The 24,345-nt window shown below is 67.8% G+C and carries 23 protein-coding genes; 6 read left to right on the forward strand and 17 right to left on the reverse strand.

Annotated features, from left to right (window positions below; genetic code table 11):
* Nucleotides 1-4: 4 nt before the first annotated feature.
* Together VHA82_RS07360 and VHA82_RS07365 are read right to left on the reverse strand one after the other, a co-directional pair.
* Complete coding sequence (locus VHA82_RS07360) at nt 5-874, reverse strand: YbgC/FadM family acyl-CoA thioesterase (protein ID WP_325542000.1); 870 nt, start codon at nt 872-874, stop codon at nt 5-7.
* The gene (locus VHA82_RS07365) at nt 871-1,782 is read right to left on the reverse strand and encodes an alpha/beta hydrolase (RefSeq protein ID WP_325542207.1); all 912 of its coding nucleotides are present in this window, start codon (nt 1,780-1,782) and stop codon (nt 871-873) included. Before VHA82_RS07365 ends, VHA82_RS07360 begins: the two co-directional genes overlap by 4 nt.
* 118 nt (nt 1,783-1,900) lie before the next feature.
* On the opposite strand from VHA82_RS07365, the gene VHA82_RS07370 reads away from it, so the two are divergent.
* On the forward strand, nt 1,901-3,037 hold the full coding sequence (locus tag VHA82_RS07370; protein ID WP_325542002.1) for an iron-containing alcohol dehydrogenase: 1,137 nt from the start codon (nt 1,901-1,903) through the stop codon (nt 3,035-3,037).
* Nucleotides 3,038-3,041: 4 nt separating this feature from the next.
* Here VHA82_RS07370 and VHA82_RS07375 read toward each other — a convergent pair whose 3' ends face one another.
* Together VHA82_RS07375 and VHA82_RS07380 are read right to left on the reverse strand one after the other, a co-directional pair.
* Entirely contained in the window at nt 3,042-4,118 is a 1,077-nt protein-coding gene (locus VHA82_RS07375) for a patatin-like phospholipase family protein (protein ID WP_325542004.1), read from the reverse strand.
* Between the two features lie 49 nt (nt 4,119-4,167).
* On the reverse strand, nt 4,168-6,480 hold the full coding sequence (locus VHA82_RS07380) for a Tex family protein (RefSeq protein WP_325542006.1): 2,313 nt from the start codon (nt 6,478-6,480) through the stop codon (nt 4,168-4,170).
* A gap of 139 nt (nt 6,481-6,619) precedes the next feature.
* Between VHA82_RS07380 and VHA82_RS07385 the strand changes: the two genes are divergently transcribed.
* Entirely contained in the window at nt 6,620-7,177 is a 558-nt protein-coding gene (locus tag VHA82_RS07385; protein ID WP_325542008.1) for a hypothetical protein, read from the forward strand.
* Nucleotides 7,178-7,276: 99 nt separating this feature from the next.
* Nucleotides 7,277-8,011, forward strand: coding sequence for a DUF1223 domain-containing protein (locus tag VHA82_RS07390; RefSeq protein ID WP_325542010.1), 735 nt, complete (start codon nt 7,277-7,279; stop codon nt 8,009-8,011).
* A gap of 13 nt (nt 8,012-8,024) precedes the next feature.
* On the opposite strand, the gene VHA82_RS07395 is transcribed toward VHA82_RS07390, so the two are convergent.
* Nucleotides 8,025-8,585 (reverse strand): hypothetical protein, encoded by a 561-nt coding sequence (locus tag VHA82_RS07395; protein WP_325542012.1) that lies wholly within the window; start codon nt 8,583-8,585, stop codon nt 8,025-8,027.
* 155 nt (nt 8,586-8,740) lie between these two features.
* Here VHA82_RS07395 and VHA82_RS07400 point away from each other — a divergent pair, with 155 nt between their 5' ends.
* Nucleotides 8,741-9,394, forward strand: coding sequence for a BON domain-containing protein (locus tag VHA82_RS07400; protein ID WP_325542014.1), 654 nt, complete (start codon nt 8,741-8,743; stop codon nt 9,392-9,394).
* 23 nt (nt 9,395-9,417) lie between these two features.
* On the opposite strand, the gene VHA82_RS07405 is transcribed toward VHA82_RS07400, so the two are convergent.
* Both VHA82_RS07405 and VHA82_RS07410 read right to left on the reverse strand, forming a co-directional pair.
* On the reverse strand, nt 9,418-9,960 hold the full coding sequence (locus VHA82_RS07405; protein ID WP_325542016.1) for an MGMT family protein: 543 nt from the start codon (nt 9,958-9,960) through the stop codon (nt 9,418-9,420).
* Between the two features lie 22 nt (nt 9,961-9,982).
* On the reverse strand, nt 9,983-10,939 hold the full coding sequence (locus tag VHA82_RS07410) for a glutathione S-transferase family protein (protein ID WP_325542018.1): 957 nt from the start codon (nt 10,937-10,939) through the stop codon (nt 9,983-9,985).
* 168 nt (nt 10,940-11,107) lie between these two features.
* On the opposite strand from VHA82_RS07410, the gene VHA82_RS07415 reads away from it, so the two are divergent.
* Entirely contained in the window at nt 11,108-11,653 is a 546-nt protein-coding gene (locus VHA82_RS07415; RefSeq protein WP_325542020.1) for a hypothetical protein, read from the forward strand.
* Between the two features lie 15 nt (nt 11,654-11,668).
* On the opposite strand, the gene VHA82_RS07420 is transcribed toward VHA82_RS07415, so the two are convergent.
* The 9 genes from VHA82_RS07420 to VHA82_RS07460 all read right to left on the reverse strand — a co-directional run bounded on the left by VHA82_RS07420 (nt 11,669) and on the right by VHA82_RS07460 (nt 22,518).
* Nucleotides 11,669-13,336 (reverse strand): isovaleryl-CoA dehydrogenase, encoded by a 1,668-nt coding sequence (locus VHA82_RS07420; RefSeq protein ID WP_325542022.1) that lies wholly within the window; start codon nt 13,334-13,336, stop codon nt 11,669-11,671.
* Nucleotides 13,337-13,363: 27 nt separating this feature from the next.
* Nucleotides 13,364-14,380: an NADP-dependent oxidoreductase gene (locus tag VHA82_RS07425; RefSeq protein ID WP_325542024.1), complete on the reverse strand. Its 1,017-nt coding sequence runs from the start codon at nt 14,378-14,380 to the stop codon at nt 13,364-13,366.
* A gap of 23 nt (nt 14,381-14,403) precedes the next feature.
* On the reverse strand, nt 14,404-14,832 hold the full coding sequence (locus VHA82_RS07430; protein ID WP_325542026.1) for a PaaI family thioesterase: 429 nt from the start codon (nt 14,830-14,832) through the stop codon (nt 14,404-14,406).
* Nucleotides 14,833-14,838: 6 nt separating this feature from the next.
* A complete protein-coding gene (locus tag VHA82_RS07435; protein WP_325542028.1) occupies nt 14,839-15,630 on the reverse strand; it encodes an SDR family oxidoreductase in 792 nt (263 codons plus the stop codon).
* Nucleotides 15,627-15,869 (reverse strand): hypothetical protein, encoded by a 243-nt coding sequence (locus VHA82_RS07440; protein ID WP_325542030.1) that lies wholly within the window; start codon nt 15,867-15,869, stop codon nt 15,627-15,629. Before VHA82_RS07440 ends, VHA82_RS07435 begins: the two co-directional genes overlap by 4 nt.
* A 1-nt stretch (nt 15,870) precedes the next feature.
* Nucleotides 15,871-17,739, reverse strand: a complete 1,869-nt coding sequence (locus VHA82_RS07445; protein WP_325542032.1) for an acyl-CoA dehydrogenase — start codon at nt 17,737-17,739, stop codon at nt 15,871-15,873.
* A 204-nt stretch (nt 17,740-17,943) separates the two neighbouring features.
* On the reverse strand, nt 17,944-19,110 hold the full coding sequence (locus VHA82_RS07450) for a Fic family protein (protein WP_325542034.1): 1,167 nt from the start codon (nt 19,108-19,110) through the stop codon (nt 17,944-17,946).
* 102 nt (nt 19,111-19,212) lie between these two features.
* A complete protein-coding gene (locus VHA82_RS07455) occupies nt 19,213-20,388 on the reverse strand; it encodes an acetyl-CoA C-acyltransferase (protein WP_325542036.1) in 1,176 nt (391 codons plus the stop codon).
* 27 nt (nt 20,389-20,415) lie between these two features.
* Nucleotides 20,416-22,518 (reverse strand): 3-hydroxyacyl-CoA dehydrogenase NAD-binding domain-containing protein, encoded by a 2,103-nt coding sequence (locus VHA82_RS07460; protein ID WP_325542038.1) that lies wholly within the window; start codon nt 22,516-22,518, stop codon nt 20,416-20,418.
* 216 nt (nt 22,519-22,734) lie between these two features.
* Between VHA82_RS07460 and VHA82_RS07465 the strand changes: the two genes are divergently transcribed.
* The gene (locus VHA82_RS07465; protein ID WP_325542040.1) at nt 22,735-23,619 is read left to right on the forward strand and encodes an NAD(P)/FAD-dependent oxidoreductase; all 885 of its coding nucleotides are present in this window, start codon (nt 22,735-22,737) and stop codon (nt 23,617-23,619) included.
* 29 nt (nt 23,620-23,648) lie between these two features.
* Here the strand turns inward: VHA82_RS07465 and VHA82_RS07470 are convergent, their stop codons facing one another.
* The gene (locus VHA82_RS07470) at nt 23,649-24,344 is read right to left on the reverse strand and encodes an ABC transporter ATP-binding protein (RefSeq protein ID WP_325542042.1); all 696 of its coding nucleotides are present in this window, start codon (nt 24,342-24,344) and stop codon (nt 23,649-23,651) included.
* Nucleotide 24,345 lies beyond the last annotated feature (1 nt).

The following is a 24,345-nucleotide window of genomic DNA, read 5'->3' on the forward strand; positions in this document are numbered from 1 at the left end:
GCGGTCAATCCGCCAGCGGCAACGCCGCTGTCATTTCCTGGTGCGGAATCCCCGCTTCGACGAACGATTCACCGCGCGGCGCGAAGCCCAGGCGCGCATAGAACGGAATCGCCGTGCGCTGCGCATGCAGCACGAGTTCACGATCGCCGCGCCTGGCAGCCGCGTGCGCGAGCGCGCGCAGCACCTGTTCGCCGAAGCCCCAGCCTCTGAGCACCTTGTTCACCGCCATGCGGCCGACCTTCGCCGATCCATCGACCGCGGGCAGCAGCCGCCCGGTGGCAATCGCCTGCCCGAGCCGGTTGTACGCGACCGCATGCACCGACGCGAGGTCCGCTTCGTCCCATTCGAGTTCCGCGGGAATGCGCTGCTCGTCGATGAACACTTCCGTGCGAATGCGTCGAGCGTCCGAGCCGAGCTCGTCCCAGCCACCCAGGCGAACATCCACGAGCGGCTCGCCCGCCTCGTAGCCTGCGAGCATCTCGCGCAGCTTCGGCGGCACCGGGCGCGACGTCTGCGTCTTCGGATCGGCGAAGACGTAGAGCAGCTCGCACGTGATGAGAAGCTGCTCGCCGCGGAAGATCGCGCCCGTGAAGGCCATCGACGAATTGCCGACGCGGCTGCACTTCAGCGCGACGTCGAGCATCTCGTCCATGCGCGCCGACGCGTGGAATTCCACGCCCGCCTTCTTCAGGAAGATGTCGCCTTCCAGCAGCTCCATCGCCTCGTCGTACGGCATCGCGAGCGCGCGCCAGTAGTCTGCGACCGCCGTGTCGAAGTACATGAGGTAGTGCGCGTTGAACACGATCCTCTGCATGTCCACTTCCGCCCAGCGGACCCGAAGGCGGTGAAAGAACCTGAAATCGTCGCGTGTCATGACATGGTTGCCTTGCGCAGGGCCGCCGCCGCGTCGGCATGCGCCTGCCTCGCCTCGGGCAGCGCGCGGCCCATCTTGATGAATTCGTGCGTGACGCCGCGGTAGATTTCCAGGTCGACGGCCACGCCGGCTGCGCGCAGTTTATCCGCGTACGCGAGCGCATCGTCGAAGATCGGGTCGCACTCCGCCAGCCCGAACCAGGCCGGCGCCACGCCCTCGAGGTCGTCCGCGTTGAGCGGCGCGAAGCGCCAGTCCTCGCGGTCGGCATCGTCGACGTAGTTGGCGAAGAAGTATTCGATGTGCGCCTGCTCCAGCAGCAGACCTTCGTGATAGCGCTGATGCGAAGCCGACAGCGGCCAGCCCGCGCAGCCCGGGTAGAAGAGCAGTTGCAGCCTGGGCTCGAGCTTCGCGTCGCGCGCGAGGATGGCGCACACGGCCGCGATCGTGCCGCCCGCGCTGTCGCCGCCGAACGCGATGCGCTTGGTGTCGATCCGAAGCGTGGGCCCGTTCGCGAGCAGCCACCGCACCGCATCCCAAGCGTCGTTCGTGGCCGTGGGGAAGCGGTGTTCGGGCGCGAGACGATACCCCACCGAAACGACGGCGCAGCCCGAAAGCCGCGCGAGTTCGCGGCAGAGCACGTCGTGCGTCGCGACGCTGCCGATCGTGAAGCCGCCGCCGTGGAAATACACGAGGACCGCGAGTGCCGAAGCATCCGGCGCGTAGAGGCGCGCGGAGATTGCCGCGCCGTCGCGCGTCGGAATCGTCAGATCCTCGACGCGTTCGAGCGCCGCCTTCGGCACTTCGAGCACGCCGGCTCCGGCCTCGTATGCCGCGCGCGCCTGCACAGGCAAAAGCGTGTACAGAGGCGGATGCTTCAACCGGGCCATACGCTCGAGCACGGAGCGCATGGCGGGCGTCAGTTCGGGGTACTGCGCAAGGAACGAGTGCCGCGCAGACTCCTTGGGGATTCTCACGATGTCCCGGCTCGTCTAAAGTGGACTTCCTCCATCGTACAGCGGCGGCAGCATGTCACTCATCTACTACATCACGCAGGTCCAGTTCGATTTCGGCGCCATTCGCCTTCTGAAGCAGGAATGCGGCCGAGCGGGCATCACGAAGCCGCTGGTCGTGACCGACCCCGGCGTGAAGGCGGCCGGCGTGCTGCAACAGGCCCTGGATGCGCTGGGCGACATGCCGCATGCGGTGTTCGACCAGACGCCGTCGAATCCGACCGAGGCCGCCGTGCGCGCGGCGGTCGCGATCTACAAGTCCGAGCGCTGCGACGGACTCGTCGCGGTCGGCGGCGGCTCCGCGATCGACTGCGCGAAGGGCGTGGCGATCATGGCCACGCACGACGGACCGCTCACGCACTACGCAACCATCGAAGGCGGTTCGCCGCGCATCACCGAGCGCGCCGCGCCGCTCATCGCGGTACCGACGACGAGCGGGACGGGCAGCGAAGTCGCGCGCGGGGCGATCATCATCGTCGACGATCATCGCAAGCTCGGCTTTCACTCATGGCACCTCGTGCCGAAGACGGCGATCTGCGACCCCGAGCTCACGCTCGGCCTGCCGCCGAAGCTCACGGCCGCGACCGGCATGGATGCCATTGCGCATTGCATGGAGACTTTCATGTCGGCAGCGTTCAATCCGCCCGCCGACGGCATTGCGCTCGACGGGCTGGAGCGCGGCTGGGCGCACATCGAACGCGCCACGCGCGACGGCAGCGACCGCGAGGCGCGCTTCCACCTGATGAGCGCGTCGATGCAAGGCGCGATGGCGTTCCAGAAGGGACTGGGCTGCGTCCATTCGCTCAGCCACAGCCTGGGCGGCGTGGACCCGCGGCTGCATCACGGCACGCTCAACGCGATGTTCCTGCCGGCGGTGATCCGTTTCAATGCCGAGAACGAATCGGTGCGCAGGAACCGTCGCATCGAGAAGATGGCGCATGCGATGGGGCTCGGTGCGGGTGGCGACGTCGCGCAGGCGATCAAGGAGATGAACGCGCGGCTCGGCCTGCCCTCGGGGCTCGCGGAAATGGGCGTGCAGCGCGACTGGTATCCGCGGATCATCCAGGGGGCGCTGGCCGATCACTGCCACAAGACGAACCCGCGCGAGGCGAGTGTGGCGGACTACGAGGCGATGCTGGAAGCGTCGATGTGACCGGTCAAAGCGCGTGCACGAGTCCGGGATCGGGCTGCGCGAGCCACTGCGCGAATTCGTCGGCGAGCTCGCGGCTCGCGGACACCGCCGCAGTCCAGGCCGCCATGCGCGCGCGCAGGTCCGTGCCGTAGCGCGCGAAGTCCGTTCGATCCGGCAGTTTCCGGTTCGGCAGCCGCGCGACCCACTGCGGATCGGGCGCGAGCACGATCGTGCTGTCGAGAAAGGCGCTGGCCCGATGCCGCCACTTCAGTCCCTTGTCCAGCCAGCCGGGCACGACCGCCTTCTGGAAATGCGGATAGAGCACGATCGGCGCTTCGCTGGGCACGCGGTAGTCCAGATGCAGGTGATAGTCGGTGATGCCGCCGTCCCAGTACGCGCCCGGCGGCGCACCGGGAATGTCGTGCACGGCCTTCAGCACGAAGGGAATCGAGCAGCTCGCCTGCAGCGCGTGCCGGAAGTTTGCATCGGTGAGCGTGACGCGACGTGTGCGGTAGTCGGTCGTGCCGAAGGGAAGCATGTCCGCTGAATTCGAGAACACCACGCGTTCGAGCCACGCGCCCATCGCCTTGCGATGCAGCGTGTTGCTGAGAAATGCGCCGAGGTACCCGAGCGGCGTGCCGACCTTGTGCTCGCGCCCGAGCATGTGGCGCCCGCGCGAGGTGACGATATGCAGCCGATAGCGCGGATGCGCGAGCACCTCGTGCACCCGGCCGCCATAGAAGGATTGCAGGCTCTCGCCGAAGCGCTCCGACACGTGCTCGGCGGTCGGCGTGCGTCGCCCGGGCGGAAGCTCGTAGTCCTGCGAGATGTAGTCGGCTTCGAGCCGCTCGAAGGCGCGCACGCTGTCGTCCAGACATGCCGTCGCCATGCGCCACGCGCCGATGGAGGCGCCGACGAGGTGAACGGGCTGCTGCGATGTCGGCAGCCATTGGCCGAAGACAAACCGGTCGAGCGGCCCGAGGATGAGGCCCTTGGGCCCGCCGGCGGCGGCCGGCACGATACCGACGTCGCGCGCGCGCAGGCCGTGTTGTTCGATGTGCCTGCGCGCGGCGGGCCCGGCGTAGATCCTGAGGGCTTTCACGCAGGAAATTGTAGAGTGGGGTCGCCGGAAGGCACCCCGCCCTGCGGATTCACTTCCGGGGCTGCTGCAGCTTCGCGAACGCACCGGCCATCGCGCCTTGCAGATGTTCCTGCCGCGGTGCGCGCTGCCCCCGCGCCGCGCCTTCGAATCGATTGTCCGCGCCCTCGCGCGGCCGCGACTCGCCGAGCTTCATGGTGAGCCCGATCCGCTTGCGCGCCACGTCGATCTCCACCACCTTCACCTTCACGATCGCGCCGGTCTTCACGACTTCGCGCGCATCCTTCACGAAGCGGTCCGCCAGCTGGCTCACGTGCACGAGCCCATCCTGGTGCACGCCGATGTCCACGAACGCACCGAACGCCGCGACGTTGCTCACCGTGCCTTCGAGCACCATGCCCGGGCGCAGGTCGGCGATGTCTTCGACGCCGTCGTTGAAACGCGCCACCTGGAAATCGGGGCGCGGATCGCGGCCGGGCTTTTCCAGTTCGCCGAGGATGTCCTTCACGGTGATCACGCCGAACTTCTCGTTCGCGAACAACTCGGGTCTGAGCGTGCGCAGCATCTCGGCCCGGCCCATCAGCTCGGTGACGGGCCTCTTCACCTGCGAGAGGATCTTCTCCACGACCGGATACGTCTCCGGGTGCACGCCCGTCATGTCGAGCGGATTCTCGCCATCGCGGATGCGCAGGAACCCCGCGCTCTGCTCGAAGGTCTTGGGCCCGAGGCCGCTCACCTCCAGCAACTGCTGCCGGCTGCGGAACGCGCCGTGCGATTCGCGCCATCGCACGACGGCCTTCGCAACCGAGCCGCTCAGGCCCGACACGCGCGCGAGCAGCGGCACGCTCGCCGTGTTCAGGTCCACGCCGACCGAGTTCACGCAGTCCTCCACGACCGCATCGAGCGCCCGCGCGAGCTCGCTCTGGTTCACGTCGTGCTGGTACTGCCCGACGCCGATGGACTTCGGCTCGATCTTCACGAGTTCCGCAAGCGGGTCCTGCAGCCGCCGCGCGATGCTCGCCGCGCCGCGCAGGCTCACGTCCACGTCCGGCATTTCCTGCGCCGCGAACTCGCTCGCGGAATAGACCGAGGCGCCCGCCTCGCTCACCACCACGCGCTGCATGCCGTCCACGCGCTTCATGAGATCGGCGGCGAGCTTGTCCGTTTCGCGGCTCGCGGTGCCGTTGCCGATCGCAATCAGGTTCACGCCGTGCTTGCGCGCGATGAGCCCGAGCGTGTGCAGCGAGCCTTCCCAGTCGCGCCGCGGCTCGTGCGGATAGACGGTCGCCGTCTCCACGAGCTTGCCCGTCGCATCGACCACCGCCACCTTCACGCCCGTGCGGATGCCCGGGTCGAGCCCCATCACGACGCGAGGCCCCGCGGGCGCGGCGAGCAGCAGGTCGCGCAGGTTGTCCGCGAAGACCTTGATCGCGACCTTCTCCGCATCTTCGCGCAGCCGCGCGAAGAGATCGCGTTCGGTGGAAAGCGACAGCTTCACCTTCCACGTCCACGCCACGCATTTGCGAAGCAGGTCGTCGGCCGCGCGACCTTGATGGCTCCAGCCGAGATGCAGCGCGATGCGCCCTTCGGCCACCGACGGCTGGCCGGGCTCGGGCTCCACCGGCAGCACGAGCTTCGCGTCGAGCACTTCCTGTGCGCGACCGCGAAACACCGCGAGCGCGCGATGCGAAGGCACGCGGCCGACGGGTTCGTCGTAGTCGAAATAGTCGCGGAACTTCGCGACGTCCGGATGGTTCTCGTCCTTGGCCGGCGCAAGCCGGGAACGCAGCAGGCCTTCGGCCCACAGCCATTCGCGAAGCGACTGCACGAGCGCGGCGTCTTCGGCCCAGCGTTCGGAGAGGATGTCGCGCACGCCGTCGAGCACCGCGGGCACGGTCGTGAAGTCCTCGCCGCCCTCGCCTTTTTCCTGCTTCACGAAGGCAAGCGCCTCGACGCCCGGGTCCAGGCGCGGATCGGCGAAGAGCTTGTCGGCCAGCGGCTCGATGCCGGCTTCGCGCGCGATCTGCCCCTTGGTGCGGCGTTTCGGCTTGTACGGAAGGTAGATGTCTTCGAGCTCCTGCTTGGTCGGCGCGGCAACGACCGCGGCGCGCAATTCGGGCGTGAGCTTGCCTTGTTCCTCGATGCTCTTCAGCACCGCGGCTCGCCGGTCTTCGAGTTCGCGCAGGTAGCCCAGGCGCGACTCGAGCTCGCGCAACTGCGTATCGTCGAGACCGCCCGTGGCTTCCTTGCGATAGCGGGCGATGAAGGGCACGGTGGCGCCACCGTCGAGCAGCTCGACCGCGGCGTCGACCTGGCGGTCCTGCACGCGCAGCTCGGCAGCGATCTGCCGGTTGATGTTTTGCACTTTGAAAATCGATGCGGAATCTTTTCGAGCGCGCGAGTTTGCCACATGCGGGCGGACACGCGTTCGGCCTGCGCGCTGACAAGCTCCGGGCCGCTGCTGTTGAGAATGGAGGTCAGATCACACCCAAGGGAGAAAATCCATGCGAGCCAGAGTCATCGTGCTGGTGGTTGCCATCCTGCTGATTGCAGGCTTCGCGGCCTTCAACTGGGACGAGTTCACGCGCACCGCGCCGCTCAGCTTCGGCTTCGTCGTGGCCGATGCGTCGCTCGGCCTCATCATGCTGGGCATCGTCGCCGCCTTGCTCATCGTGTTCCTCGCGGCGAGCGCCATGCATCGCACGCAGACGCTCGTGGAAAGCCGCCACTACTACCGCGAGCTGGAAACGCAGCGCGACCTGGCCGAGCGGGCCGAGGCATCGCGCTTCAACGATCTGCGCCGCTACATGGATGCGCAGCTGCGCGAGCTGCACCAGCGCGACGCGATCGCGGCCACGGAGTTCGAAAAGGCGCTCGTGAGCGCGCAGCGCGACTTGCGCACCTACCTGGAGAACATCCACCGCATGACGATCATGCGCTTCGACGAGTTCGAGCGGCGCATGGACGCGCGCTTCGCCGCGGGCGCCGAGCCGTCGCTCGAAGCCCGCAGGCGCGTCGAGGACGCCCTCGAGCCGCCTCCGAGGGTGCGCCACCCGCTTTGAGGCGCGGGCGAATCATTGCCAGCAAGGCTGCAAGAAAGCCTGTAAGAACGGCTGGCGACGCGCGACGAAGGGAAGTAACCTCCTGTTCGAGGTGCTTCCATGACGCGATTCCTGCAATCTCTCGCGGTCGGCCTGGCCGCCGCAACGGCGGCTGCTTCTTCGGCCGCCGCCGCCTGCGCCGCGCAGTCCGGCGCCTCCATCACGCCGGTGATCGAGCTCTACACCTCCGAAGGCTGCAGCTCCTGTCCGCCCGCGGACAAGTGGCTGTCCACGCTGAAGCCCGCGGTCGCGCAGAGGCGCGTCGTTGCCGAGGCCTTCCACGTCGGCTACTGGGACTACATCGGCTGGGTGGACCGCTTCGCCGCGCCTGCGTACACCGCGCGCCAGCGCCAGCTCGCATCGGCCAACGGCCTTGCGAGCATCTACACGCCGCAGCTGGTGCGTAACGGCCGCGACTGGCGCGATTTCTCATCGGCCCTGGGCGGCGTGGCCGAGCCCGCGCGGGCTTCGGTCCGGATCGAGCGCACCGGCAACGATGCTTTCGAAGCGGCCGTGTCGCCCCTTGGCGGCGCATCGCCGTGGGCGGCCTACTGGACCGTGACCGAGAACGGGCATGCGAGCAAGGTGAAGGCCGGCGAAAACGCGGGCGAATTCCTGCAGCACGATTTCGTGGTGCGGCAATACGTGCCCGCGGGGAAGTACGAGGGTGCGCAGCGCCTGAAGCTCAACGCCGTTGCCGCCGAAGCGGGGCATGCCCGGCAGGTGAATCTGGTGGTCTTCGATCCTCGCGGCGGAACCACGCTTCAGGCCGTGAGCCTCGCCTGCTCGGGTTGAGTACGCGACACGGTCACCGCGGCCCTTTGGTGTGGCGCCTGAGCGTCGCCGGCGGCGTGGCCTGGGGTTTTCCCCTGGCTCGCGCGTAGGCCCTGAGCGCGTCCCATTCCGCCGACGTCATGCACGCGGCCACCTCGGCCGTAACGACGTCCAGCTCTTCGAGCTTCAGGACCGGGTCGTCGATGCACTCTTCCAGATGCCTTGCGATCACCTGCGGATTGCGAACCCGGTAGAGCACGTTGCGAGCGGCCGCGCGAAAGGCGTCGGGCCGGCGCGCGTTGAGGCGCTCGCCGAGCTTCACCTCCTCCAGCAGCACTCGCGCCATCTCCTCGACATCCAGCCACACGGATTCGCGGCGAGGCACCGGCCCCGCGAGCAGGGTCGCGCCCGAGCGCACGGCCTGCGTCCAGGCTTCGTCGTCTTCCAGCTGGGGACTCAAGGCGACGACGACGGCGTCGATCCGCTTTTCGTGAATTTGCCGCGCACGGTCCGCCGCCGCGGCCACGGCGGCCAGCACCTTCTGATGCGCGCGAACGACGGACGCTGAACGACGGAATCGAAGCGTTCCAGGCATGGCTTGGTGGTCTCCCTGCGATGGGCAACATGCTAGGGCCCGCGCGGTGCGATTCGCACCTATACGAAAGTCCCCTCCAGCACGTGAGCGTTGGTTGAGCCAGCTCAATGGAGCGGCGCCCGTGTCGCGAAGAATGGCGGCTGAAGGAGCCCACCATGAAGGACGACAGGCAACTCGAGGCGGACGTCGCCGCCGAGCTCGAATACGACCCGCAGGTGAATGCCGAAGCAATCGATGTGTCCGTGCGCAACGGCGTCGCGGCGCTGCAAGGCGTGGTCGGCACGTATTCCGAACGGCGCGCGGCCGAAGCGGCGGCGCTGCGCGTCGCGGGCCTGCGCGGTCTCGTGACGATGGTGGACGTGAAGCTGCAGCCCGTGCACCGCAGGAGCGACGCCGAGATCGCCGCCGCCGCCGAAGACCTCTTGCGCTGGCATTCGCTCGTCCCCGAGGACAAGGTCCACGCGGAAGTGGAAGACGGCTGGGTGACGCTCGAGGGCGAAGTCGACTACGAATACCAGCGCGTGAGCGCCGAGCAGTGCCTGAGGCACCTCGTGGGCGTGCGCCACCTCGACAACAAGATCACGCTCAGGCCGCGCGCGGATGCGGGCGACATCGGCGCGAAGATATCCGCGGCACTCGCGCGGCATGCGCGCCGCGAGGCGGACCGCATCGCTGTGGACGCGCAAGGCGGCACCATCACGCTGCGCGGCCGGGTGGGTTCGCTCGCCGAACGCGACGCGGTGATCGGCACGGCCTATGGCGCCCAGGGCGTGACCGAGGTGGTGTCCGAGCTCGAGGTGGCGGGCTGAGGGGCGCTCGCCTTTCGACCCGGTCAGTCGAAGAGCCCCGGATCGCTGCCGAAGCGCGCCCGCTCGATTTCGAGCATCCTGAGCTTGGTCGCGGTGCCGCCTTCGGCCGAGAAGCCGCCGGAGCGTCCGCCCGCGGCCAGCACGCGATGGCACGGCACGACGGGTGCGAACGGATTGAGCCCGAGTGCCTGCCCCACGGCGCGCGCGGCGCCGGGGTCGCCGATGCGTTGGGCGACTTCGCCGTAGGTGAGCGTGCGCCCGGGCGGAATCGCGCGCGTGACTTCATAGACGCGCCGGTGGAATTCCGGCACGGCGTCCATGGCGAGCGGCAGGTCCATCAGGTCGTCGGCCTCGCCTTGCAGCAGGCGCCGGATGCGTTCGATGGCCGCCTGGACGAATGCCGGAGGCGGCGTCTCTTGCGTTTCGAGGCGCGTCGCCATGCGCTTTCGCAAGTGCTCGGGCGAGTCGGCCGGCAGGTGCACGGCCACGAGCGTGTGCGAATCCCAGCCGATCGCGCATTCGCCGATCGCGGTTTCGAAGAGACAGAAGCCGAGCGCGGAGTTCATGCGGGATCGCGCGCGTTCCGATTCAGGCGCCATCCGCCCTTCGCAGCACATAGCCGATGCGCGGGAAGTGCACGTGCACGACGCCGGCACGCGCATCTTCTCGCCTCAGGCTGTAGTGCGTCCGCGTCGCCGCGATCAACTCGCCTTCGGTCGTCTCGGGCCCGAAGCTTTCCGCGGCGATCGTGACGCGCGTGCCGAGCGCGATGCCGTGGTCGTCCTGGAAGGCGCTGTCCACGAGCAGGTTGGCACCCGCGGGCTGCGGCTCGAGCGCGGCGGCGACGGCGATCGCATCGGCCGCATCGAGCGACGTCATCGGCCCGTGGCCGATCGCCGCCATGCGGCTGGCCCACTCACCGACCGAAGGCGTGGCGTTGAGGATGTCCGCGAGCACCGGCACCTGCGTGCGCGTGTACCAGATGCCGTGATACGCCGCGAAGTCCGCGACGCATGGCGCCGCGCCGAAGAGGAAGTCGTGTTCGTCGGCCATGTTCGCGATGCGCCGCAGGTAGGAGCGGTAGGCCGACGTGGCATCGCCCGGGCGCAGGCGAACCATGTTGGAGGACATCGCCTTGCGGTCTTCGGCGAAAGCCTTGCGCGCATCGGGCGGTGCGCCGGCGAAAGCATGCGCGGCACCTTCGGGCTTCAGGTTGTACGCCATCGCGGCCCAGAACAGCGTGGAATCGGCCCACTGCGCGAAGATGCGGCACACGCCCTTCAGATGCGGCGGATAGAGCGTGGGCTCGGGGCGCACGTGCTCCAGCACGTCGCAGATGAGTGCGGTGTCGCAGTAGATGTCGGCGCCGACCTGCAGGAAGGGCGTCCTGCGGTAGCCGCCCGTGAGCGGCAGCACGTCCGGCTTGGGCATGATCCGCGGCACCTCGACCGAGCGCCACGGCAGCTTCTTGTAGCCGAGGACGAGGCGAATCTTTTCCGAGAAGGGCGAGCTCGGGTAGTGGTGCAGGATGAGGTCGGCGGTCATGGTCTGTGTCGGGGGCGAAGGAATGGTATCCAAAAAGGGGGGCGCGAAGGAAGTTCGGCGCTCGCGTGGAACCGGACGCCGCGCGGCGTCACTCAGAAAGGCGCAACGACGAGGCCGCAGCGGCCGGTCGACCGCGCTTCATTTCATCCATCCAAGCCATTCAAACCCATGCCAATCGGTTCCTCCACCGCCACGACAACCTCTTCGGCCGCCGCCGCCTCATCTTCGCTCGCGCCCATTGCCGAGGGCCATCTGCCGATTGCGCCGGGCGGGGCGCAAGCCAACGAACCTCGTGCCCCGGCATCGGCGGTGCACGAAAGCCGCCCACGGTCCCCGACCCCGGTCGCGGCCGCAGCGCCGCGCGTGAATCCGCAGTCGAACAACGACGACGTGAGGGGGCCCCGCTATCCCATGCGTCCCGGGACGATCTTCGACGTCAGGTCGGCAGCTTCGCTCCAAGCCACCGCCGGCGGCGGGATCAAGATGGAAGAGTGGTACGAAGGGGACGAGGATCAGGGATACAGCGACTATGCCTACGTCTCGGTGATTGCAGCCGAACACATCCCCGAAATCGCAAACCTGCTGAATTGCGACAGTAACGCCGACGCCAGCGCAGTCGCCAAGGCGCTGTCGCAGACCTGTGGCACCGTGCCGCTTGTCAAAGACTGGCTTGGGAGTCACCGTATCCCGGTGCCTGCGTCGACCAGAGTGTGAGCATAGCTCCCCACTCTACAGAGGCATCGCGCGGGCGATGATCCTGTCGAACGGCACGTTCGCGCCCAGCGTGCCGAAGGCATGCCCCCAGTCACCGCCCAGACGCGAATCGCAGAAGGCGCCGAACACCTCTGCGGGCGCCGTCTGCGCGAGGAGCGCTGCCTGCACGGCCAGCGCGACGTCCTGCGCGAGACGGCGCGCCTCCATCTCGGTCGCCATGTCCTCGACGCGTGCTGGCAACGAAGCCGCGAGCCTGTCCAGCGCGGCATGCTGGCCGTGCGCGGGCTTCAGTTCCCGCGCCAGTGCCGCCGCCGCATCGGCCTTGCGGATCGCACGCAGCAAGTCCAGCGCCATGATGTTGCCCGCGCCTTCCCAGATGGAGTTGAGCGGCATCTCGCGATAGATGCGCGCCATCACGCCCTCGCCGCCCTCCTCCACATAGCCGTTGCCGCCCAGGCATTCCATCGCCTCCTGCGCGAAGTGCGATCCGCGCTTGCAGATCCAGAACTTCGCCACCGGCGTGATGAGGCGCGCCATCGCGGCTTCGTGCGCGTCGCCCATGCGATCGAACGCGCGCGCGAGGCGGATCGCGAGCGCGGTCGACGCCTCGGATTCCAGCGCGAGATCGGCCAGCACATTGCGCATCAGCGGCTGCTCGATCAGCTTCTTGCCGAAGGCCTTGCGCTGCGCCGCATGATGCAGCGCGATCGCGAGCGCCTGCCGCATGAGGCCGCTCGTGCCGAGCGCGCAGTCGAGCCGCGTCATCGTGCCCATCTCGAGGATCTGGGACACACCGCGCCCCTCTTCGCCCACGAGCCAGGCCTGGGCCTCGTGAAACTCGACTTCGGAGCTTGCATTGGCCTTGTTGCCGAGCTTGTCCTTCAGGCGCTGGATGCGGATGCGGTTCAGGGTGCCGTCGGGCAGCACGCGCGGCAGGAAGAGGCAGCTGAGACCCGTCGTCGTCTGCGCGAGCACGAGGAACGCATCGCACATCGGCGCCGACATGAACCACTTGTGGCCCGTGATGCGAAAGCGCACGCCCCAGTCGTCCTGCCCGTCGATTTCGCCGCGCGTCGTGTTCGCCCGCACGTCCGAGCCGCCCTGCTTCTCCGTCATGCCCATGCCCATCGTAAGGCCGGGCTTGTCCCACCAGGGCTTCAGGCCGCCGTCGTACTCGCGGCTCGCAAGCCGCGGGCCCCAGTCCGCATAGATCGCCGGGTTGCCGCGCAGCGCGGGCGTCACGGCGTACGTCATGGAGATCGGGCAGAGAACGGAGGGCTCGAGCTCGGTGAACAGCATGAAGCCCGCGGCTCGCAGCACGTGCGGGCTCGCGGCGCGGCCCTCGGCGAACGGGTCGGGCGACGGCGCGACCCAGGGCGTGCCGTGCAAGCCGGCCGTCACGGCGGCTTTCATGAGCGCATGGTAGCTCGGGTGGAACTCGACGAAGTCGATGCGGCGGCCGAAACGGTCGTGCGTCTTCAGCTGCGGCGTGTGCACGTTGGCAAGCCGCGCGTGCTGCTGCATCTGCGGCGTGCCGAGCAGCTCGCCCAGTTCGGCGAGCGGCGCGGTCCCGAGATCGGGCGCGTTGAACGCGAGCGCGTCGCGTAGCGCGCGGTTGTGCTCGAAGAGGTTGTAGTTCGCGAGCGGCTCGGGCTGGTTCACGACGTCGTGGGTGGACTCCATGCGTGCCTCCTCGATCGGGCGCCTCGCTCAGCCGAGTTTCACCACCTGCTTGCCGAAGTTCTTTCCTTTCAGCATGCCGAGAAACGCCTCGGGCGCCGCTTCCAGACCCACCGCCACCGACTCGCGCGGGCGGAACTTGCCGCTGCCCACGAGCATACCCAGCTCCTGCAGCGCCTGCGGCCACACATCCATGTGCTCGCTCACGATGAAGCCTTCCAGCTTCAGCCGGTTCGTGAGCATCAGTTGCGGATACGACAGCGGCGCGGGCTTGCCGTCGTAGCCCGCGATCATGCCGCACAGCGCGATGCGGCCGAACGCGTTCATGCGCATGAGCACGGCATCCATCACCATGCCGCCGACGTTCTCGAAGTAGCCGTCGATGCCGTCGGGGCACGCCTCCTTCAGCGCCTGCGACAGCGAACCCGCATCCTTGTATTGCTTGTAGTCGACGCACGCATCGAAGCCGAGTTCGTCTTTCACGTAGCCGCACTTCTCGGGACCGCCCGCGATGCCCACCGCGCGCAGCCCGCGCGATTTCGCGAGCGCGCCGAAGGCGCTGCCCACCGCGCCCGAGGCCGCGCTCACGACGACCGTGTTGCCGGGCTTCGCATCGATGATCTTCACGAGCCCGTACCACGCGGTCACGCCCGGCATGCCGACGGCGCCCAGGTAGTGCGAGATCGGGATGTGCGTGGTGTCGACCTTGCGCAGCATGCCGCCCTGCTGCGGATCGACGACGCTGTATTCCTGCCAGCCGCCCATGCCCACGACCTTGTCGCCCGCCTGGAAATTCGCGTTGCGGCTTTCCACCACCTCGCCCACCGTGCCGCCTTGCATCACCTGCCCGAGCGGCTGCGGCTGCGCGTAGCTCTTCGCGTCGTTCATGCGCCCGCGCATGTAGGGGTCGAGGCTCAGGAAGAGGTGCTTCACGAGCACCTGCCCGTCGCCCAGCGCCGGCGTCTCGCTCGCGACCAGCCTGAAATTGGACACGCTCGCTTCGCCTTGCGGGCGGGAGTCGAGAAGGATCTGCTTGTTGTTCGGCATGGTGTCTGCCCTCCTTGGAAGAATCAGTCGGTGGAGATGACGTTCAGCGGCTCGGTGCCTCTCGCGCTCACGGGCAGCCGCTTCACGTACTTGAAGGTGCCCGTGGCATGCGCGCAGACGTGAGCCTGGCGATCGTAGACCATCGCTTCCACGAAAGCCATGGTGGGCGTGCGATGCACGAGGCGGCCCTTGCCGCAGAGCCTGCCCCGCGCGGGGCGCATGAAGCTCGTCTTCATCTCGATGGTGACCACGCCCATCTCCCTTTCGGCGCTGCGCGCGGCCGCCGCCATCGTCACGTCCAGCAGGGTCATGAGCGCACCGCCGTGCGTGACGGAAAACGAATTCATGTGTTCGGGCTTCGGTTCGAAGTCGATCTGCGAGAGCCCGTTCTCGAACAGAACGAGCTCGAAGCCGAGGTGATGCACGAACGGGATGTCGACGCCGAATTGCATCGCGGCTCACCCACCCGTCACCACGCTCACGCCGCCATCCACCGCAAGCCACTGCCCCGTGATGTGCTTGCCCGCGTCCGATGCGTAGAGGAGCGCGATGCCCTTCAGATCCTCGTCGTCGCCGAGCCGCTGGAGCGGCGCGTGCGCGGCCATCGCGTCCTCGCCGAGCCGCTCGATGGTCGCCTTCGTCATCCGGCTCGGAAAAAAGCCCGGGCAGATCGCGTTCACGGTGATGCCGTGCCGCCCCCACTCGCAGGCGAGCGCCTGCGTGAAGGTGATCACCGCGCCTTTGGAGGTGTTGTAGGCGATGGTCTGCATCTGCGGCGGATTGCCGCCCAGGCCCGCGATGGAGGCGACGTTCACGATGCGGCCGCTCTTTCGCGCGATCATGCTGCGCTTCGCGACTTGCTGGCTCAGGATGAAATAGCCCCGCACGTTGAGGTTCATCACCTTGTCCCACGCCTCGACGGGGTGCTCTTCCGCCGGCGCGCCCCACGCCGCGCCCGCGTTGTTCACGAGGATGTCGATGTCGCCCAGGCGTTCGAGCGTCTCGTCCGCAAGCCGGCGGATGTCTTCCTCGCGCGAGCAGTCGGCGGCGATCCAGCGCGCATCGACGCCCGCGGCCTGCAGCTCGGCGGCGGCTTCCTCCAGCTCGCTTTCCTTGCGAGCGGAAAGCATCACCTTCGCGCCCGCCTCGCCCAGCGCATGCGCGATCTGCAGCCCGAGCCCGCGCGAGCCGCCGGTGACGAGCGCCGTGCGCCCGGTGAGGTCGAACAGCTGCTGGACGGTGCGGGTCATGGTGGTCCTTGTTTCCTGGGTGGGGATTGTGCGCCATCGGCGCTGTCCTCACGCATGCGCGAGCGAATCCAGATGAGCACGCAGCCGGCCGCGGTGACGAGCGTGCCCACGACGCCGAGCGACCAGCCCGCGATGAGGTGCTGTTCGTGCGTGGCGAAGCCGAGGATCACGAGGATGAGTCCGGCGTAGATGAGGCTCCAGATGAGCCGGTCCAGCCATGCGAGCGCGGCGGCCGTCATCTCAGAACGCCTCTTCGGGGGTGTCGGCACAGGTGGGATCGCGCGTTTGCACCACGCTCAGCCACGCGCCCGTCTTCGGCAGCTCGTAGTGGAAGAAGTAGCGCATGGCGCGCAACCGTCCCTCGTCCGCCACGCCCCGTGCGCGGGATGATGCGATCACGGTGGCCGCGACGTCGAGCCACATCCACGCGATCACCGTGTGGCCGAACGCCTGCATGTACGGCACGGCGTTCGCGAGTGCCTCGGCGGGGTTGCCCGTCGCCCACGCCGCCTTGGTCGCGGCGCCGAGCTTGTGCAGTGCCTCGCCCAGTGCGTTGGCGTATTGCGCGAGCGCCGGTTCGTGGATCGTGCGTTCGATGGTGGCGTTCACGCGGTCCGCAAGGAGTTTCAGCCCCTTGCCGCCTTCCATCGTGACCTTGCGCCCGAGCAGGTCCGCGGCCTGGATGCCGTGCGTGCCTTCGTGGATCATGTTGAGGCGGTTGTCGCGCCAGTACTGCTCCACGGGGAAGTCGCGCGTATAGCCGTAGCCACCGTGGATCTGGATCGCGAGCGAATTCGCTTCGAGGCAGAACTCCGAAGGCCAGCTCTTGGCCACGGGCGTGAGCACTTCGAGCAGGAGGCGTGCTTCGTCGGCCGATGCGGCGTCGCCCGTGTGCTGTTCGTCGACGAGTCTCGCGCAGTACAGAAGCAGCGCGAGCGCGCCTTCGCCATACGACTTCTGCGCGAGCAGCATGCGCTTCACGTCGGCGTGTTCGATGATGCGCACCTGCGGCCGAGCGGCATCCTTGCCCGCGGGGCCGACCGGCCGGCCTTGCGGACGGTTCTTCGCGTAGTCGAGCGAGGCGTAGTAGCCCGCGAGGCCGAGCGCCGTCGCCGCGAGCCCGATGCCGATGCGAGCCTCGTTCATCATGTGGAACATGCAGCGCAGGCCCTCGCCGGGCTTGCCGACGAGGTAGCCGATCGCGCCGGCCGCGCCTCGCACCGGGTACTTGCCTTCACCGAAATTCAGCAGCGTGTTGGTCGTGCCGCGCCAGCCGAGCTTGTGATTGAGGCCGGCGAGCGCGACGTCGTTGCGTTCCCCGAGCACCACGCTTGCTCCCTCTCCCTCCGGGAGAGGGTTGGGGTGAGGGCTCTCCACCTTCACGAGCCATTTCGGCACGATGAAGAGCGAAATCCCTCGCGTTCCCGGCACGGGCAACCCATCGGCCCCCGGAATCTTCGCGAGCACCAGGTGGACAATGTTTTCGGAGAGCTCGTGTTCGCCCGCCGAGATCCACATCTTGTTGCCCTTCAGGCGATAGCGTGGACCGAGCGGATCGGACTCGTAGTCGTCGCCGTCCGGCGTGGCGCGGGTCGCGACGTCGGAAAGCGAAGAGCCGGCCTGCGGCTCCGACAGGCACATCGTCCCGGAGAAGCGGCCGCTGAATTCGTTGAGCGCGAACACGCGCTTTTGCAGTTCGGTGCCATGCGCCATCAGCAGATTGGCGTTGCCGATCGTGAGCATGCCGCTGCCGATGCTCACCGAAGCCAGCGCGAAGAAGGTGCCGGCCGCGGCTTCGATCGTGTAGGGCAACTGCATCCCGCCGATCTCGTAGTCCTGCGCGGCACTGAGCAGGCCGGATGCGACATAGGCCTTCCACGCTTCCTTCGTCGCCGCCGGCAGGATCACGCGTTCGCCGTCGAAGCGCGGCTCCTCGGTGTCGACCAGGCGATTGAACGGCGCGTACTTCTCGCGCGCGATCCGCTCGCAGGTGTCGAGCACGGCGTCGAAGGTTTCGCGCGAGTGGTCGGCAAAGCGCGTTCGCGCGTTCAACGCATCCGCGCGCAGCCAGTCGTAGAGGAGAAAGTCGAGTGTGGGTCGAAGGCTCACGGCGGGCGTCTCATGCGAGAAAGCGGTGTGGGGGCCTTGCAGCATAAGGGCATGGCCCGCCGCAGGCCAGTCATGCGCGCGACGGCTGGGGCTCGGCGCACCGGCCGGGGCTCAGTGGTGATACCTCCCCTGCGGGAAATTCACGCGGTCTTGCTTCGCGACGTAGACGCAACGATGCTCCTGCGACTTGCTCCCTGCTCGCCGTCACCGCCCCCGAACGAACATCCGCGCCCGCTCGTCCTCGGGCTTCTTCCCCGTATGCACGAAAGCCGCCAGCTCGCGCGCAACCGCTTCGACGTCGAAGCCATGCGTGCGCATGCGAACGGGCACGTCGCTGCCCCGCACGACGCTGCGCACGTAGCCTTCGATGAAGGTCTGCTCCATCACCAGCGTGTCGCCCAGCTCGTGGAACGTGGCCATGCCGCGGATGTAGTCGGCCTTGTCCACGTCGGCGAACGAAAACGGCAAGAGCCCGCCTGCCAGCAGCGCGGTGTTCGCGGCGAGCCTCGACGTGCGCTTGTTGCCGTTCGCGAAGACCTGCACGTAGGGAATGCGCGTCATGAGATAGAGCGCCGCCTGCACCGGATGAAGCGCGCGTGCACGCTCGACGATGTCGCCCAGCGTGCGCGCCGCGAAGCCGGTCCCCGGTCTGAAGGGCGGAAGATAGGCCGAGGACCCGAGGTTCACTTCCTCGTACTCGCGCGGCTTGCCGCGCTGATGCTCGGGCAGGAAATGATCCGAATCGGCCACTTCGGCCAGGCCGTGATCGTGCGTCACGAGCGCATGCAACGCGCACACGTTGTCGACCGTGAGCTCGCGGTGCTTCCACATGTATTCGACGGCGGTCTTGTGATCCAGGACGAGCACCGCGTCAGCCGTCGGCTTGTCCTTGTTCCTGTGCCCGTACTGGATGAGCGCCTCCGTGTCCAGCGCCGAGTACGTGCTGCCTTCGAGCACCGAAGAGCCCCACGAGAAGTCCACGAGGAACGTGGTGAGGAAGCGCTTGTCCACCGGCGTCGCGATCGCCTGGATCGCCGCGCAGCGAAGCGCCTTGTCGAGCCCGATGTTCGGCTCGACGTCGAGCAGCGCTTCCTTGAACACCGCGACCGGACGCTGGCGAGCGGGAATCGCGAAATACGCGTCGATCTCCGCGCGGCTCAAAGGCGATGCGGACACGTAGCGCGTGAAGCGTCCCGCGCCGGCCACGCGCGCGGCGCCGCTTCTCACGAGCTCGGCCAATCGCCGGTTCACGGTCGAGCGGCTCAGATCGCCAAGCTCGCGAACCAGGTCCTCAGGCGCGAGGCCGGCCGGGCCCGCCTTCGCGAGAAGCTCGGTGACGCGTGCGTCCGCCGGACGAGAGGATGGTGGCACCTTGACAAGAAAGCGTGAATGGAACTCGTTGAATTATCAGGAAAAATTCGCTTCTTGTCAGAATTCGGCCGGGATTGGCCTTGCTTGTCAGGTCACGGGAGCTCAGAGGACTTCGAACACGCCCGCCGCCCCCATGCCGCCGCCGATGCACATCGTCACCACGACCTTCTTCGCGCCGCGGCGCTTGCCTTCGATCAGCGCGTGCCCGGTGAGGCGCTGGCCCGACACGCCGTAAGGGTGTCCCACCGCGATCGCCCCGCCGTTCACGTTCAGCCGGTCCGCCGGAATTCCCAACTTGTCGCGGCAGTAGAGCACCTGCACCGCGAACGCTTCGTTGAGTTCCCACAGGTCGATGTCGTTCACGGTGAGCCCCAGGCGCTTGAGCACCTTCGGCACCGCGAACACGGGGCCGATGCCCATTTCATCCGGCTCGCATCCCGCCACCGCGAAGCCGAGGAAGCGCCCGATCGGCTTCAGACCCTTGCGGCTCGCATAGTCCTCGCTCACCACCACGCAAGCGCCCGCGCCGTCGGAGAACTGGCTCGCATTGCCCGCCGTGATGACGCCGCCCGGGATCGCCGGCCGGATGTCGCGGATGCCTTCCTTCGTGGTGCCGGGACGCATGCCCTCGTCCTTCGACACCGTCACTTCCTTCGTGATCAGGCCCATGACCGCGTCGGCCACGCCGGCCTTCACGGTGATCGGCGCGATTTCGTCGACGAACTTGCCCGCCTCCTGCGCGGCGCAGGCCTTCTGCTGGCTCGCCGCGCCGTATTCGTCCTGCGCGTCCTTGCCGATGCCGTAGCGCTTCGCGACCTGCTCGGCGGTCTGCAGCATGGTCCAGTAGATCTCGGGCTTCTTCTGCGTGAGCGATGGATCCTCCAGCATGTGCTGGTTCATCTCCTGCTGCACGCACGAGATGCTTTCCACGCCGCCCGCCACGTAGACGTCGGCTTCGCCCGCGATGATCCGCTGCGACGCCATCGCGATCGTCTGCAGGCCCGAGGAGCAGAAGCGGTTGACGGTCACGCCCGACACCGTGATCGGGCAGTCGGCCATCAAGGCGATCTGCCGCGCGATGTTGGCGCCGGTCGCGCCTTCGGGGTTCGCGCAGCCCATGAGGACGTCTTCGACCTCGCCCGGGTCGACGCCCGCGCGCTGCAGCGCGTGCTTCACCGCGTGGCCGCCGAGCGTGGCGCCGTGCGTCATGTTGAAGGCGCCCTTCCAGCTCTTGGTGAGCGGCGTGCGGGCCGTGGAGACGATGAGGGCTTTGCTCATGATGGGTCCTTTGAATTCACTGACGAGTCAATTGAACGTTTTGCCTTCGGCCGCGAGCCGGGCGAGCAGCGGCGCGGGCTCCCAGAAGCTCGCGTCGTCGCGCGGATTCTTCTGGAAGCGCTTCATCGCCTGCACCACGTTGAAGAGGCCCACCTGGTCCGCATACAGCATCGGGCCGCCGCGATACATCGGGAATCCGTAGCCCGTGATGTAGACCATGTCGATGTCGCTCGCCTTCGAAGCGATGCCGTCTTCCAGGATGCGCGCGCCTTCGTTCACGAGCGCGAAGACGAGCCGCTGCACGATCTCCTCGTCCGCGATCTTGCGCGGCACGATGCCGAGGGACTTGCGGTGCTCGGCGATCATCTCTTCCACGAGCTTCGAGGCGATCGCGTCGCGCTTGCCTTCCTTGTAGTCGTACCAGCCCGCACCGGTCTTCTGCCCGAAGCGGCCCAGTTCGCACAGCTTGTCGGCCGTCTTGCTGTACAGCATGTTCGGCCGCTCCTGCGCGCGGCGCTTCCTGATCGCCCAGCCGATGTCGTTGCCCGCGAGGTCGCCCATGCGAAACGGCCCCATCGCGAAGCCGAACTTCTCGATCGCGCGGTCCACTTGCTGCGGCGTCGCGCCTTCGTCGAGCAGGAAGCCCGCCTGCCGGCTGTACTGCTCGATCATGCGGTTGCCGATGAAGCCGTCGCAGACGCCGGAGACCACCGCCGTCTTCCTGATCTTCTTCGCCACGTTCATCACGGTGGCCAGCACGTCCTTGCCGGTCTTCGCACCGCGCACGACCTCCAGCAGCTTCATGACGTTGGCCGGGCTGAAGAAGTGCAGGCCGACGACGTCCTCGGGCCGTTTCGTGAACGACGCGATCCTGTCCACGTCGAGCGTGGACGTGTTCGACGCGAGGATCGCGCCGGGCTTCATCAGGCCGTCCAGCGTCTCGAACACCTTCTGCTTCACGCCCATCTCCTCGAACACGGCCTCGATCACGAGATCGGCGTCCTTCAGGTCGTCGTAGGAGAGCGTGGTCTTCAGGAGCGACATGCGCTCTTCGTACTTGTCCTGCTTCAGCTTGCCCTTCTTGACCTGCGCCTCGTAGTTCTTGCGGATGATGGCGATGCCGCGGTCGAGTGCCTCCTGCTTCATCTCGAGGATCGTGACCGGGATGCCCGCGTTCAGGAAGTTCATCGAGATGCCGCCGCCCATCGTGCCCGCGCCGATCACGGCCACCTTCCCGATCGCGCGCTGCGGCGTGTCTTCGGGCACGTCGGCGATCTTGGAGGCCGCGCGCTCGGCCATGAAGAGGTGGCGCAGCGCGCGCGACTCCGGCGTGAGCATGAGGTTCATGAAGAGTTCGCGCTCGTAGGCCATGCCCTCGTCGAACTTCTTCTTCGTGGAAGCCTCCACCGCATCGACGCACTTGCCCGGCGCGGGCAGGTTCTTCGCCATGCCCTTCACCATGTTGCGCGCGAACTGGAAGTACGCGTCACCGAGTGGATGCCGGCTCGGCAGGTTGCGCACGAGCGGAAACGGCTGCGGCGTGTTCGCGACGGACCGTGCGAACGCGAGCGCCTCCTCGGCCAGCGACTCGGGCGACGCCGCCATCCTGTCGAAAAGCTTTTGCCCCGGCACCTGCGCGAGCAGTTCGCTCTTGACCGGCTCGCCGCTCACGATCATGTTGAGCGCGGGCTCGACGCCGAGCGCGCGCGGCAGGCGCTGCGTGCCGCCCGCTCCGGGGATGAGGCCGAGCTTCACTTCGGGCAGCGCGATGTTCGCCCCCGGCGCGGCGATGCGGAAGTGGCAGCCGAGCGCGAGCTCGAGTCCGCCGCCCATCGCGACCGAATGCACCGCAGCCACGACGGGCTTGGCGGAATTCTCCACCGCGAGGATCACCGAGAGCAGATTGGGCTCCGCGATCGCCTTCGGGGTGCCGAACTCCTTGATGTCCGCGCCGCCGGAGAACGCGCGGCCCGCGCCCGTGATGACGATCGCCTTCACGGCCGGGTCGTCGTTGGCCTGCGCGAGGCCCTGCGTGATCGCGACCCGCGTCGCGTAGCCGAGCCCGTTCACGGGCGGGTTCGTCATCGTGATCACCGCCACGTCGCCGTGGACCTTGTATTCAGCGGTCATGCTGGATTCCTTGAAAGAAGGACGAGAAAAGAACGAGCGTTCGATTTTGTGATTCTAGAGGGCCGATGTTGCACGCGAAATGCGGGTTTGTCGCGGGAGGGACAAGCCGGGGCGCAGCGCGCGGGCGTATCGCTCTGCGGATAATCGGGCACCCGCCGCGCGTCCTGGTCCAAGCCTCCACACGCATTCCGATCCCCATCGCTCGAACACCCATCGATGAAGCCATACGATTCCCTGATCATCGGCGGCGGCCCGGCCGGCGCGTCGTGCGCGATCTGGCTCCAGCAACTCGGCTTCAGGCCGTGCATCGTCGAGCGGCGGGCGCGGCTCGGGGGCCTGCAAAACGACAGCCCCTACGTCAACAACTGGATCGCGGGCGTCGCGGGGCGCACCGGCGTGCAGTTCGCGGCCGACATCGCGGCTCACGTCGAGAGCCTCGGGATCGACTTCGCGCTCGAAACCGAGGCCACGCGCATTCGCCGCTCGGGTGACAGCTTCGAAGTTCAGCGCGCGGGCGGCGAGCCGTTCGCGGCCCGCACCGTCGTGCTGGCGACCGGCGTGAAGGCGGTCGATGGCGGCCTGACCCCCGGTGCGAACGTGATCGTCGGACCCGGCCGCGCAGTCGTGGAGGCCGACTTCCGCGGCAAGCGAGTCGCGATTCTGGGCGGCGGCGACAACGCCTTCGAGAATCATGCCTTCATCCTCGGCCAGGGCGCTCGGGAGGTCCGCATCTTCGCGCGGAGCATCCGCGCGCGCGCGGCGCTGCGCGATGCAGTGGCCGCGGGGTCGGTCACCGTCGGACCCTATCGTGTGGAAGGGCGTGCGGTCGCCGTGAACGGCGAGCCGTTCGATTGCCTGGTCGTGCTCTACGGCTGGGCTCCGGTGATCCCGCCCGTCGAAGGCGATGCGCTCGAGCTCGACGCGCAAGGGTTCGTGAAGGTCGATGCGAACCAGGCCACGTCGCAGCCCGGCATCTACGCGGCCGGCGAAATCACGCGTCGTTCCCACCCCTGCTGCACGACTGCGATGGCCGAGGGCGTGGCCGCCGCGAAGGCGATCCAGGCAAGGCTCGAGCAAACCGTTTCTCCCCGTTCTTCGTGAGCTGAATACGCGCGCGCCCAGGCGGCGGGCTACACCTCCAGCCACTCCTTGCGCACGTACGCGTCCGCGCGAAGCTGCTGCGGCGTGCCCTGGAAAACGATGCTGCCGTGGCCCATCACGAGCGCGCGGTCCGAGATGGCGAGCGCGATGGTGAGCTTCTGCTCGATGAGAAGCACCGAGAGACCGCGCGCCTTCAGGGCCTGCAGGTATTCGGCCACGAGCTCCACGATCTTCGGCGCGAGCCCCTCGGTCGGCTCGTCGATGATGATGAGCTCCGGGTCGCCCATCAGCGTGCGGCAGAGCGTGAGCATCTGCTGCTCGCCGCCCGAGAGGACTCCCGCTTCGGTGTGCTGGCGCTCCTTCAGGCGCGGGAACATCGCGTACATGTCGTCGAAGCTCCAGCGCCCCTTCTGCCTCGCGCTCTTCTGCCCGAGCATCAGGTTCTGGTGCACGGTGAGCTTCGGAAAGATGTCGCGGTTTTCCGGCACGTAGCCGAGTCCCATGTGCGCGATCTCGTAGGGCTTGTGGCCCACGAGCCGCCGCCCCCGGAAGTCGACGGCGCCCGTGCATTCGACCATGCCCATGACGGCCTTGGCGGTCGTGGAGCGGCCCGAGCCGTTGCGCCCGAGCAGCGCCACGATCTCGCCCGCGTTCACCTCGAACTCCACGCCGTGCAGGACGTGGCTCTTGCCGTAGAAGGCGTGCAGGTTGTGAACCGTGAGCATG

Origin of the sequence: Ramlibacter sp. (assembly GCF_035548915.1) — a bacterium.
Lineage (GTDB): Bacteria > Pseudomonadota > Gammaproteobacteria > Burkholderiales > Burkholderiaceae_C > Ramlibacter.